Annotated in this window: 9 protein-coding genes; 2 read left to right on the forward strand and 7 right to left on the reverse strand. The window is 32.2% G+C overall.

Annotated elements, in window-relative coordinates:
• Positions 1 to 171: 171 nt before the first annotated feature.
• The 6 genes from OM90_RS10940 to OM90_RS10965 form a co-directional block, all read right to left on the reverse strand.
• Complete coding sequence (locus OM90_RS10940) at positions 172 to 3,501, reverse strand: AAA family ATPase (protein ID WP_058486921.1); 3,330 nt, start codon at positions 3,499 to 3,501, stop codon at positions 172 to 174.
• A gap of 5 nt (positions 3,502 to 3,506) precedes the next feature.
• Entirely contained in the window at positions 3,507 to 5,330 is a 1,824-nt protein-coding gene (locus OM90_RS10945) for a hypothetical protein (RefSeq protein WP_058486922.1), read from the reverse strand.
• A gap of 358 nt (positions 5,331 to 5,688) precedes the next feature.
• Complete coding sequence (locus OM90_RS10950; RefSeq protein ID WP_058486923.1) at positions 5,689 to 7,521, reverse strand: TnsD family Tn7-like transposition protein; 1,833 nt, start codon at positions 7,519 to 7,521, stop codon at positions 5,689 to 5,691.
• Positions 7,522 to 7,526: 5 nt separating this feature from the next.
• The gene (locus OM90_RS10955) at positions 7,527 to 9,182 is read right to left on the reverse strand and encodes an ATP-binding protein (RefSeq protein ID WP_058486924.1); all 1,656 of its coding nucleotides are present in this window, start codon (positions 9,180 to 9,182) and stop codon (positions 7,527 to 7,529) included.
• Positions 9,175 to 11,340: a Mu transposase C-terminal domain-containing protein gene (locus OM90_RS10960; protein WP_058486925.1), complete on the reverse strand. Its 2,166-nt coding sequence runs from the start codon at positions 11,338 to 11,340 to the stop codon at positions 9,175 to 9,177. The genes OM90_RS10955 and OM90_RS10960 overlap by 8 nt, the downstream gene beginning before the upstream one ends.
• Positions 11,337 to 12,182, reverse strand: a complete 846-nt coding sequence (locus OM90_RS10965) for a heteromeric transposase endonuclease subunit TnsA (RefSeq protein ID WP_058486926.1) — start codon at positions 12,180 to 12,182, stop codon at positions 11,337 to 11,339. The genes OM90_RS10960 and OM90_RS10965 overlap by 4 nt, the downstream gene beginning before the upstream one ends.
• Before the next feature lie 220 nt (positions 12,183 to 12,402).
• Between OM90_RS10965 and OM90_RS10970 the strand changes: the two genes are divergently transcribed.
• Positions 12,403 to 12,660: a hypothetical protein gene (locus tag OM90_RS10970; RefSeq protein ID WP_058486927.1), complete on the forward strand. Its 258-nt coding sequence runs from the start codon at positions 12,403 to 12,405 to the stop codon at positions 12,658 to 12,660.
• 89 nt (positions 12,661 to 12,749) lie between these two features.
• Here the strand turns inward: OM90_RS10970 and OM90_RS10975 are convergent, their stop codons facing one another.
• Complete coding sequence (locus OM90_RS10975) at positions 12,750 to 13,319, reverse strand: hypothetical protein (protein ID WP_058486928.1); 570 nt, start codon at positions 13,317 to 13,319, stop codon at positions 12,750 to 12,752.
• A gap of 134 nt (positions 13,320 to 13,453) precedes the next feature.
• Between OM90_RS10975 and OM90_RS12825 the strand changes: the two genes are divergently transcribed.
• The gene (locus OM90_RS12825; protein ID WP_160323663.1) at positions 13,454 to 13,624 is read left to right on the forward strand and encodes a hypothetical protein; all 171 of its coding nucleotides are present in this window, start codon (positions 13,454 to 13,456) and stop codon (positions 13,622 to 13,624) included.
• Positions 13,625 to 13,946 lie beyond the last annotated feature (322 nt).

A 13,946-nucleotide genomic window follows, 5' to 3' on the forward strand; every position in this document is an offset into this window, starting at 1 on the left:
CTGCATTTACTACGGGATTATGGAATGAACTTTATTTTTATGGAGCGAACTTTATTTTAATGGAGTGAACTTTATTTGAATTATACATAGTTAGGCTCATAGAGCAAGGTCTAAGATTCAGATTATTTCACCATATGTATAAACATCTAAGTAATACCGATTACTTATTATTTAAGAAACGATGACCTCTTCCATTTCTCTATCTTCATATTCATTATAAGTATATCTTCGTATTTTTGATTTTGTATTACCATATCGTACAAACTTAAACTCATAAAATTTATCTCTTAAAAAACTAAACTTTCTCTTAAACAATTTCGCTACATTGTAATTCGCAGTAGTAAAAAATATTTGAGTTCCGTTTGATATAACCATTTCTCTTAAAAAGTCCAATAACCCAAGGATATTTAAATCGTCAATATTTGAAACAGGTTCATCAAGTAATATAAATTTAGGTGCAGTTTTCATGCTTATATGAAACTTAAAAAATATTGATATTACAACTGCCGTTTTCTGTCCTGTGCTCATTAAGTATATAGGAACCTCAACTCCATTTCTGTACCCAACGATTTCTCCATTTTCATTCAAAGAAAGTTTATCAAACTCTCTAGGTGAATGTAGACTTACAAATAAATCACTTATATCACTAATATTTTCCCTGATAAATTCTTCAGCATACTGTGAAGATAGTTTTAGGCTATTTAAAATACCAATCGCATGTATGCACTTTTCTTTTTGTTTTTTCTTAAAATCAATTTGTTGCTTTAATTGTTCTAACTTCTCATTATCTTCTTTTTGCTTAATAGCATTATTAACTCTATCCGTAAACATTGAAACTTCATCTAATATTGTCCGTACAATGTTTCTCACCTTTGTTATAGATGTATTGTTCTCAATACAAATATCATTTTCTTCAATTTCATTAAGAAACTCTTGTAAAACATTGATTTTAGACTCATAAGCATCTAGTAATTGCAATTTTTTTTGTAAAGTCTGCTTATTTGCTTCTTCTTCATTAAACTTCTTTTGCTCATTTTGTATTAAATCATTTAAGTTATCTATTTTATGCTGCAAAATCTCTCTATTATTCAAATAATCTTTTAATTTTGCTTCCAGGTGATTTTTTATAGAATTAATTTTCTCTAAAGTCAGTTTACTATCTTTAGTACCTGCAATATTATTTATATAATTCAAGGCACTTACTACAAAACTGTAATTATACCCTAATACTTCTAATTTGCTTATATCATATTCCAACTTCTGTAATTGTTGCATTTTTACATCAAATAGTTTTAATGTTTCATTAACTGCCTGTATCATGTTGTTATTGCATCTGTTATTGGAATAAATATTATTTCCTAATAATCTGTTTTCAATAATAAAGTTAAATGCGTCATATAGACTATTAATATATTGTTGTTGAGTAGTGTAATATTCAATCTCATTATCAATTTTATTCAATTCTTTGTCGATAATATGTTTTTTCTCTATTAATTTTTGATAATAAGAATCATCTATTTTTATTTCTTTATCTATTGCTTCCAAAAATTTTTCTTTAGTGACAAAATCAGTACCGCATAATGGACATGTTGTGCTATTATTTCTTTCATTAAAATACCGCATACCTAATGCTTTTACTTGAATAATTATATTATCTATACTGCTCTTTTTTGACTCCTCAATTTCTATCTTATCGGATAAGTTTATTGCTTCTTTTTCTAATTCATTTTTTCTCTTAGTCTTTTCAAGTATAAGCATTCCTAAATCATCAAGATTTTCATCAACTATCTGTTCATTAACAAGATAACCCCATGTATCTTGAAAGTAACTTAATATACTGATTATTTGCTTTATATTATTTTTTTCACTTTCTAATTCTAATCGTAAGTTACATTTTTCAATATCTTTTATTTCTAATAAATAATTGTTTAACATATTTAAATGATTTTGTGTCTCATCAATAAGTTTATTAATTAAACTATCATAATCCATTGCTTGTTGTAATTCTTCAGATAATATCTTAATATTATTATCTATGTTAATTATATTTTTTTGAATTAGGGCAAACTCTTCCTCATAACTACTTCTTTCTCTCTTTATTCTATCGAGACTATCACATATATCTTTTTTTGATTCTATTTCTCCACTCTCAGATAAGAAATTATCCAATAACACTCTTATCTTTGTCAGTTTTGTATTAAGTTGCCTTAACCAATTTAATACTGAATATAAATTAGTTTCATCATCTATTTTTTCAAATCGCAATTTTATCTCATCTAGTAAATTATAAAATGGTTCCAACTTAATCTGTATACTACTAGTATCAGTTTTTTCTAGTAGTTTAATATCGTCTTCAAGACAGTTTATTTCTTTTTCAATTAAAGTTTTCTCTTGCTCAAATTTTTCCTTATAAGTTAGCCAATTATTTTCTATTGTTTTAGTACCTTCACCATAAATTATCTTACTAAATTCGTCACTATAATTAGGCTGTTCACCTAAAAAACAAAATGAAAACGTATCCTCAAATGAATAGTAATTATATTGATGAAATACCTTATTTAGTTTTTCTTTTTGCCTCGTTCCTTGTCTATTTTGATAAAAGCGACTCTCTCTTGACTTTCTTTCTCTAATATCATTGGGGATATATATCGTTTCATTATTTTCCATTTGTAATGTAATATTACTTCTTATGTCATTGAAGTAAATATCATTATCTATCTCACCTCTATCGTTTTTTCTTATTTGGCCTGTCATAACTAATTCTATTGCTTCAAGTATAGAAGTTTTGCCACTTCCATTAGCACCGAAAAGTAAATTAACATCTCCAAATTCAAGTTCTGTATTTAAGCCGAAACAATGTGGACGAAACTGGTCTGTCATTTTTAACTTCTTAATTTTATATAAAGAATGTGTCTTATTTTCTTCATTATAAATTGATGCAGAATCATAATTGTTTTCACTTTCAACATTTTTGCCTTCTAAGAAATAATCTATTTTATATTTTGAATATGAATCGAGACAAAAAGTCATTCCGTTTTCATTTAGTACATTATACCAATCATCAATCGGGTCAATAATTTCTTTTTCACTATCTTCTGTGATAATTTTGCCAACAGGTATAAGTTTATTAAAATGCTTCTCATCAATAACTAACTTTCGGGCATATTTCTCATTTCTTTCAAATTCAACTAACTCTTCTGATGAAATTCTTTCATATTCTTCACTTGGCAATACACATACAAGATATAAGTTCCAACTTAAATCCCCATACAATTTAAAAAATATTGGCTCAAGACATTTTTCTTCAATAATTTTTTTATACTGCTCTTTATCAGCAATATACTTCTTGTATTGGGAATAGTTTAAGTAGATAAAAATATACTTACTAACAAGTCTGTTATCAAATATATGATTTGCGATAACTACATCACAATCTTCAACCAAAGTATAATTCTTTTCGTACTTTAATCCGCTTCCTACTACTAATTCTTTTAATTTCATAATCTTCACCTCATAATAATTGAAGTTCCATCTAATACACGGTCAGAAGAGGTTATTTCTGGCTTATACCCGGAATAACTAATAATTTGTGTTGACCCCATTTTTTGGGTAATTATACTAACATATGTTTTTGTAATGAGTTTACGTAATTCGTTTTCTCTTCCTTCAGAATTTAGCAATTCGTATATTATATCTTTATTCAATTCATTTTCAATATCATCCGCTATCTCTCTCATCTTATAACTTATTTTTTTAGCATCAGGTTCATAAGGTACGTAAGATACTATAGCCTTTGCTCTTATGTTATTATCTTTGGGTACAACGTTAAAAACACAATCCTCTAATGAAAACATATGTGAACAAGCCAAATTTTTCATACCAGAAGTGATTTCCCCTCTTTCTATGAGTTCAACTAACTTACCCGTTTTTAGTAATTCAACTAATTTATTGAAATTATCTATTGATTTTAATCTTTGCTCCTCACATTCATCATCAATATGTATACTAACAATATTACATATTTCATTATCCCCTATAGACAACTGACCTATTTCTAAGTCTCCAAGACATGTACCAAAAAATTTATCTCTATCTTCTTTGTCTGCTTTCAAAGGAAAATTATAATCTAATTCATCTTCTCTTATATTAATTAATGCCTGTAAGTTGTTATTATCGCTAATATAATCCTTTTCTATTAAATATCCCTGATTATCTTTTATATATGCCTTATTAACTATTACATCATATTTTGGTTCTGCGACATTAGGACCATTTAATTTAGGCTTTTTTATAGTCAGCAAGTGAATAATTTCATTTTTTATGCAATACCATACTTTTAATTTATACCTATTAAAATAACCGAACCCTAAACCTTTTTTATAATTTTGCTTTCTTAAATCTCTTTCTTGTTCCATCCATTTATTTACTTTATCTTTTACATATATACACGACCACGGATTCATAATATGTAAAGCCATATCTTCTGCATTAGGATTGTTTCTATGAATTAACTTGGTACCATATGCCCAATTAATAGTTATATAAATCAAACTATCACATTCAATTCTGTCGTAAAGTTTATTTTTAAAACCACAAAAAGTGCTATTTCTAGGTTTCTCATTAAGTTGTGGATGAAGCAATATAATATTCTCATTCCCATTAATTATTTCATTTAATGAAATATATAATAAGTTTAGTGCATCAGCACATATTATTGTACACAATTGATTAGATTGTCCTTTACCAAATTTATATATAATCTTACCAGTACTCATCCCCATCTCTTCGCAAAGTAATTCTCTATCAGCGCTTGGGCAAGTTTTTAATTGAGGTAATATACATATACTACCATCTGTAAGCATGAAAACATAAATTAAAGCATTAATAAAATTCTTTGCAGATGCATTCTCAACAGCAAGTCTTATAACTTTTGCCCCTAATTCTTCAAACTTGTCAAGATATTGTATGAAATCATAATATTTTGTTCCTTGACAACATAAACACCAAATTTTACCTAAATTAGGTTTTAGAGATTCCGAAGTATCGGTAATTATTTTTGTAATTATATTCAATGGAATGCAATATTCAGGAGTTATTAATACGTCAACATTCTCATATTTCGCTTTTTTAATCAAATCTTCACATAATTGATTAAATGTTTCATCACAAATGACAGGTCCATTAATATCATCATATTTGAATGTAGCACAAAATTGCGGACGCATTAATGTAAAAACATAAGGATTTCCATTACATACATCAAATTCTGGACATACTGGACCTATCTTTTCTAAAATTATATCTTCAACATATTTAAACTCAACATTCATTTATATAAGACCCCTTATTTTATGTATAATGTTGGATTTAATAATATTATAATTCAAATATTTATTTATTTCCAGTTTTATATACAAAACTTTAAAATTCACAAAAAATATAATGCAAAACTTCAATAATTAACTCAATATCTTACAAGACCTTTCTTCTTAAATAGCCATAAACACAGCAACAATCCAACCCCAAATTATCCTAAATAGTATAGAAGTTATCACAAAATAGAGCATTAACTTTTTTTACTTATCCGATTATATGAACTTACATACTATCAATTAACCAAATACTTGGATATGTTATTTCTCAGGTTCATCCCATGAAAAATTTCTCACAACTTTCTTTAAGTCCACTTTATATTCCTCTCTTTCCAGCCTTCCTCATTATCTTCCACAATTGCAACTCTTCTCCTTCTTTTTCTAATTCTCGAACTGCCCAGCGAATCCTCCTCAATCTAAAGTCACGATTGGTCTCTTTTACAGAATCCAGATATGCCTTTGTCTTAGGAAGTTTATCTAAATGTTTTTCAAGCAAGCCCCTTATGCCTAATTTACTACCAATTAGGCTAATGGTAATCCTTTCAGGCTTTCCATCCGAATTCAGCATCTTATCAACTATTCCTTTTATCTGAGACAATATCTCATTATCTCTTTGATTCCAATCAACTCTTCTGTTTACAGCATTAGTTTCTTTTCTATCGGGCGAGTTTTGGTTTAACCATTCCCTGTCATTTCTATAAAGCCAGGCAAATAAAGCCTTATCAATCTGCCGTAATTGCGTTTTTCCCATCTCTGGATGTTGCTTTCTTAATTCATTCCACCTTTTTCTGTAGTAATCCTTATCATCCAAGTTCATTGAAGAATAATTATCATATACATCTTCAGCCTCACTCCGCTTTTCCCAGTAAGTCGTTAATCCAAGTTTCTTAGCATACTTCTTAACTGTAATAGGGTCTACCCCTAATAACCTTGCTGTTTCTCTTAAACTCAACTTTTGGTCTAATAATTCTTTGAGTTTCTCCTCCCATACATGTCCAAACTTTTTTATCCTTCCGAACCTATATCTTGCATCCACAGATTCATCTGGTCCACTTCTAGTATAAACAAAACCGCAGGTACAGGAAAAAGTCCCAACAGGACATTTCAAATCCGTACTGTGTGTAACTTTTAAGTCAGAAACAACCGGCTTTAGGTAGTGGTCTGCCGCTGCATTCAAACAAGGCCACGGTCCATCCCCAAAAGGCTTATATTCCATCTTTTTATAAAATAAATCATGAAGTGAAATTCCAAGAAAACGGGAAAGAAGCAAATGTCTGATAGGATGAGCAGTCTTGTTTTTCTTTCTTACCATATCCATTAGCCAGTTTGAATCGTTATCTACATCAACACCCGACTGCACAATATCTAAAAATACTTCACCATAATAATCAATAAACTCTTTTATAAACTCCTTTTGATGCACTTTTCCGTTTGAAGTTGCAAATCCCATTTCTATCATCTTTGCAAGATACTGCTCTTTATACCATTCTATATCTCTCTTTTCAAAGTCGCTGTTAAGCAAAACCTGAACATCCTCTGCGAGCCTATTCAGTTTTTCAAAAACATCATCAGAGTAGTTGATAACAATATCGGGTTTTACACAGTTTTCCTCGCCAGCAGCCTTATATTCGTGTTTGTTATATCCCCTGACAGGAACCTGGCTGTCATATAAAGGAACATGATGTTTCGGGCATATCAGTACACCAGGGATTTGATGAACTCTATGCCAGTATAACTCTCCGTACTGCAACTTATCTTCTTTAGCACAGACAGGGCAGAACTTAAAATATTGGTTTAATGTAACGGAACTGGCCATGATTCCAGTCCGGCTATATACGCTTCCTCCATTTTCCCCTTTCATTGATTCTAGAACTTTTTCTGCACGCTCAGGAGGTAAAAAGGCAGAATAGAACGGGAAAAGTGTATGTTTTTTAATAAGATATTCTTCAGTATACTTGGAATTAAGAGGCATATTATTAACAAGGTTATGTATATTGGAAGGCAAGTCCATCACCGCTGTTACGGAAGTTGCACCGAAAAGGTCTCTCATTGTCGCCTTATAACTTATATTTCCACTCCTCACATGGTATCTTGCAAGGACGCTGTATAATACTTCATCCTCATATGGCACAGGAAAAAACGTCATCATATGCGCTACACCGCCTTGAAAAAGTCTTTTTCTACCTGCTTAATAAGCCCTTTTTCTTTTAATGATTCATAGGCTGATTTTTTATTTCTCCTGCCCTCTTCCACAATAAACCTTATATCATTTTCATCCATATTCTTTGCTTTACTTTTTTCCTTTTGTTTTGATTTACCATTGGTTGCTATCATTTGTACCGCCTTTATTACAATCTCAGAAACTTCAAGCCCTTCTTCATTATCAAGTACCTTCTCAACTGCTTTTTGAGCCTTTTTGGCATCAATATTTAAGTCCAGCAATTTAAGAATTGCCTGTTCCTTCTTTGAAAGATTGACTTCCTCTTCTTTTTTCTTTTGCTGCTTTTGAAGCATTTTCATCCTCATGTCCCAATCTACTGACTGTTTGCTTTTGTCCACAAATCCCATAAAATCAATGTCTACAGTGCAAATATCTTCATATTTTGCGATTTCTTTAATATTTCCCGATTTTAATGCTTCCAGCATAGGACGAACCAATTTTAAATTATCTTTTGCAACCTGCCTAATCAGATTTGCTGTGATAACCTCTTTCCCTGAAAGAATAGCCCGTATTTGTGACATCGCATAAAGTTTTACCGCAATGTCTATAATGCCTTGTGACTCTTCATAGAGAACATCACTTAATTCAGGTGTTAGCGGTACTTCCTTTTTGGTCCATTGATAGTCCCAAAATGCATTGATAATCAGTTCCCAACTTTTATCTTTGCTCAACCTCTCCCAAATCATATCCCCTTGTCCGCTTCCACGCCTTGCCTGACGGAATTCAGATTGCAAAACTGATAATGCTTTTGTTGTACCAATAAGTACAGTAGGCACTCCGATAGTATTTACAAGGGTGACAAAAAAGTTAAGCATCTTTTCATCCCCTCCGCTTTTTGCACTGCTCAGATGTTGAATCTCGTCAATTACTAATACTCCTAACGCTGTATTTCTGGCTATCTGAGACATAACGGAGAGCATAGTGTCTACTGTATTCCTACCTACCCCGAATTTCTTATGATAGTCTGTACCCAACAGGTCATCTACCTTATGGAAGAACTCAATACACAAGCCTTTCAAAGAACCATCAAAAGGGCAGTCCAACTTAAGCCAAACCAGTTGGTACATACTAAAATTGGTATTATTATATTCTGAATGTACAATTATCTGGGGATAAAGAGATAATACACGGTTGATAGCAGTTGTCTTACCCATTCCACTTACACCTATAATAGTAAATCCCGATGCAGTAGTCCTGAAGGATGCGTTGCTGCTTAACTCCCATTTCATGCTTTGTATTGCCTTATATCCGTTTTGTAGACTTTCAGCATAGGAAGGTCTAAATGGGTTACGTGCCAGGTATCCCTGCCTTATAACCCGGCTTATCCTGCTTTCAAGGTCAAGATGAATACTCAACGGCTGAAAGCACTGGAACAACCGCTGTACCATATGAATGCGGTAGTGGTCATCCAATCGTCTTTCCTCTGGATTATAGCGGGGATATAGAGATAGTTTCTCCACTACCTCTTCCTTAGAGTAAACCGGTGGTAGTGCTTCAATAAATGGATTCCCGCTATATTCAGGTATCAACTGTTCCTTGTATTCTGCAACTACAGCATTAGCACCGTTAGGTATTATTACTTTATTCATGGATTTTTTTCAAAGCCTCCTTTTGTTTTCTTATCAAAAGGCTTATCGTATCATTCTCGTCCACCTCTTCCTCCTGCTCTGCCCTGCTAAACGGTATAACTGCTGCATTACTTCCTGTTTCTTTTTTATCAAGTTCAAAGGATTCCTTTTCCCGGTTTAACATCTTTTCTAATCTTCTGTTGTTTCTAATCCCTTTTTTACGTTTCGAATCGCTTTCATTTGATTTTTCTTCTTTAAAAGATTTTTCTGCCTCTTTTGCAATACTTTCAATTTCAGTAATTAAATCAACCTTTGCCTGCAGTTCCTTATCTTCTGCAATTTTTATTCTAAGTTTCTCCTCTTCAAGAAGGTATTGAATTTCCTCAAGATTTTTATCTTTATACCTATCCTGGTGTTCCAGAAGAAAACATTTCTCGAAGTCCATGCCATTTTGCTCTTTGACATAAATAAAGTTCATATTGCGGGGGTCATAGGAAACATCAATTTTCCATGTTCCTTTATTTCTCGCCCTTTCAAACCATCTCTCCTTAAGAGTTTTTGGTGAAGCATAATACAAGCCTTTGAATTTAATTCCCTTTGCCGTTACAGTTGCTGTCTCTGAGGGCATAAGATTTAGTTTAACGATATCCTCTTGTACACTCCGTAATTTTCCCGCACGGTTCGCAATCCCCCAGTTCCATATTTCCCGTGGAATGCATTCTACTTCATCAGCAACCATCATCTCTTCCCTGTCATAGTTTTTAAGATGATACTGGTTATTATGGTACAAGGCACATTTTATGATTATCTGTGTAAACTGGTATATATCCAATTTGGCATCCAACCTGTAATCCCTGTCGCCACGCTCTCTCACATCAGGGTCAACAGTACCAGGCAAAAGCGGTTTTACCCTTAAATTAGTAATTCTGAAATGCTGTTCAACAATTGCTTTCCAGTCTGCCCGATATGGCGGAGTATTCTGTATCTTTACATGTAGAGCATTAATAAGGTTTTCAACATTCTTGCCTTCAAGTTCCCCTCTGTCCGCCAGAATAGCCTCTGGCAAGTGATGGACAGGCCAGTCCTTTTCTTCAATATCTATTCCATACTCCTTGCAAAAGGCAACTTTGTCGGACGCTGCATTTGCAAGAGCCATCATAGCCCCTATCCAACTTGGCCCCTCTAAGCCAACATAAATACCAACAACCATCCTGCTGAAAACATCTATAACTGCGTAAATCACCGGTCTTCCAATTATCCAGTTCCTGTTATACCGGCTCACAAGGTAAATGTCGCCTACAGTTGCATCAATCTGATAGATACTTCCTGGCGCAATTGCTTCGGAAGTTGTATTGCCTAAAAGGGGTCTATACTGCTGCTCATATTTTTTACTGCTTTGTCTGGATGAAATTTGCTTTTTGAAATTGATATTCTTATAATACCAGTAACGGAATTGGGCATATGTAGGAACCTCACCTATAGTTTTTATTACAGGAACTCTTATTCCGTTTTCTATCTTAAATTCATCACTGAAGAATTCCTTTCTCATCAGTTCATATGCAAGTTTAAGAGAATTTTTGGCGCTTGTATGATAGTATTTATTGATAGTGACATTGAATATCCTTTTTATTTCTTCATCTACATTGATTCCCTCACCCACCAGTTCAGCATTTTTTCTTCTGCGCCCACGCTTTTTGTCTCCTGCCCGCCTTTCTTTTCCCGGGCCTCCGCATAAATAGTAGTCCGGAAGCAAGGCGTTCTTTGTTTTCCCTCTCTTCCAGAATCGTTTTAGGTAATTTGAAATAGTTTTGGCATGCAAATTATAAATTGCCGATGCCTTCAATACGAGTTTTCTCCGTTCTTTCTTATAAAAAATAACAGGTTCAAGCACAACCAGTTCCTTAATTACTTCCCATGCTTTATCACGTATTTCTTTTGATTTCTCTGATAATTCTCCTTCATCAATAACCTTAACAAACGGGTCGCTATCCAATATGTTTGCATTCCCCTGCTTAATGCCCTCTTCAATATCAGAAATATACCTTAGGAAAGGACTTTCATTTGAATATATGTTTATAACATATGCAATGTTTTGCTGCCTATCAAGCCATAAAATCCTTTCCACGTTTTCTTTATCATTATCATGTTCCCATTTGATTAATGTATTTACCGCTATCATAGAACTCTCACCCTTTCTGTTAAACTGGGATTTATGATTTCTATACTCCGGGTCGAATTATTAAGGTCGATTTTTTTATTCATGTCCACCATTATCTTTTTAAGGGCAATTAAGCGCTTAAATATGTATATCCCTGTACCTGTGTCCAAATTAAACAGCCTGTCAAACTGCACAGTGAAATTTCTAATCGATGTATTACTTCCTTCCAATTTGTCAATAAAAGCATTACAGTAATAGTCAACCTCTTCATCTGTAAGTCCTCTTTCGTCGGAAGGATACAAGGATGAGTGAATCCATTCTATATTCTTCGCTTTAACCACTGGAATCTCTTTTTGTGTTACTATTCCCCAATCAATATTTTGGCTCTGCCAGTATCTCCTCTCTATTTCCAACCTTTCTAATGCTGTTTTGCGCTCAAGTTCATAGTCTGCCTTAAGACTTCTGGCAACATATGCTATTTTACCGTTTGGTTTTTTCAAGGTTATTAAAAATGATGTAGATAAAATGTATGGCGTTCCTGTATCTTTGTCTTTAAATAAATCAAAATTTAAACCAGCCTTGTTTTGTATTACCTCTTCACAATGAAACAAAGGGTAGTGTTCCCTGATATCTAAAACATCATCCTCCCATTCCAACAGGTAAAAATATCGTGTCTCCGAATCCGTAAAAAAATGATGAATTCTTTTTGTTTTCCATCCAAATACACGTGTAACCCTTCCTTTGCTGGGGAAGTCCTGTACAGTAAGCCAGGGCTTGTAATCCTTGCCTTCCCCCTGTCCTCTTCCTTCCTGTATCCATTTTTTTAATTTATTTTCATCCCAATCTATTTTCCGTTTAGCCATGCAGATACCTCCTGAGTTAGGAATTAAGTATAAAGGATTACGGAACAAAGGAGAATGATATTGCAATGTAATTCATCCACCACTTCCTTAAGTCCCTTACCCCTTGCCTCTAAAACCTTTTTTATAATAAAACTCTTATCCCTTTTCCCTTATTCGTCTATTCCCTGAAAAACAAAAAATGCCACTGACCGCAGGACACCTATACTAGATGTCTGTGTCAATGGCATTTACCATTCTACAGTGTACTTTCATTTTACCATATAACGACTTTATTTTAAACGTAAAATTTTTTTATTTACAATATTCAATTTTATCAGAAGCAGGGTTGCCACCAGAAGTAATTAAGAAAATTTCGGGTTGGGAATCATTAGATATGGTTTCCTTGTACACAGATACAGATATTGATGATGAATTAGGTAAATATTTCAATGAAGATGGAATTAAGCGAGCAGAAACAAAATCTTTAAGCGAATTGTAAATAGTTCTCACGAGCCTATATAGGCGCAATACTGTGAGCCAATAAAATTCTTATTTTATTAAAAAAATAGGAGAGTTCCCTCCCCTATTCTAAACTGTTTCATAATTGTCTTCTATGTTGTTTTGTTCAATTTTTAATCTATTGAGCGTACTTATGATATTACCCAATTGTTGATTGTTAACAGCATTTTTGAATATACAATCAATTGGTACATTATTTTGGACATATGATAAAATAAGGTAGGTATTATTAATTTCAGTTTTCTTTTTTAAACCAAAAGCAAAAATGCCTAGTGCCAATAATCTTGTTAGAGTAACATCTTTTTGTATTTCAGATTCGGTTTTTAGTTCATAACGAGTAATTTGGTTAATTGGTATTATACTTATTTCATTTGTTTTTGAGGTAACATCATTAAATGTTTTATAAAAATATAAATTATTATCTTTGTTCAATACTAAAAAAACATTTGTATTCGTATTAATATATGGATGTCCATATATATGAACAATTTCATAAAAATCTAATATCCCTAACGAATTTAAAAGTTGTTCAAGTTTTTCTACATCTTTTTCATCCGGTTTATAAAATATACCTACAAGTATGACTGTAAATACGATTAAAAATATTGTTATTAATAATATTTCAATAAAAGTTAGCAAGCATATCACCTCATTATTATTTTACATTTATATAATATAATACTTCTAATAAATTAATTGTCAACAGTTTCATGCGAGGGGGGTTTGTCTCCCCTCCCCTAGCGTAAATAAAGCGAAGAAGGGAGATATTCAAAATGGCTGATAAACTAGGGATACTTATAAATACCATATTAAATGTTAAACAAGAAGATTTACAAAAGCAATTAGATTCCGTTGCAAAAAAAATAAAAATAAATCTCAAACCAATATTTTATTTACTGTTATTCAGCAGCAAATTGAAGAGTTTATATGAAAATAGTAATTGAAATAATGGAAGTATTAGTAGAGTTTATCTATGCCTTTTCATTATTTTACTGAAGCATTCCACCTTCGAATTTATAGTTTTTTAAGTAATTCCAATATGTGTTGACTTCATTACTATCAAGCATTCCGAAGATGTCTTCAATCTCATCATAAAAATCCTTGTATGCTTTGCATATAGAAGGCCTCATTTTCCCCCTTAAATGAGGTAGTGTATAATTGCAAAATACTAAATCCCTTATTATAAATGATACAATAAAAATGTAATAAAATGATCATTTAAGAATGTAGGGAAATAAGATATAATTATCTCTAAGATTAAGGAGG

It is taken from the genome of Defluviitalea phaphyphila (assembly GCF_001466305.1).
In the GTDB taxonomy this organism is placed as follows: Bacteria; Bacillota; Clostridia; order Lachnospirales; family Defluviitaleaceae; genus Defluviitalea_A; species Defluviitalea_A phaphyphila.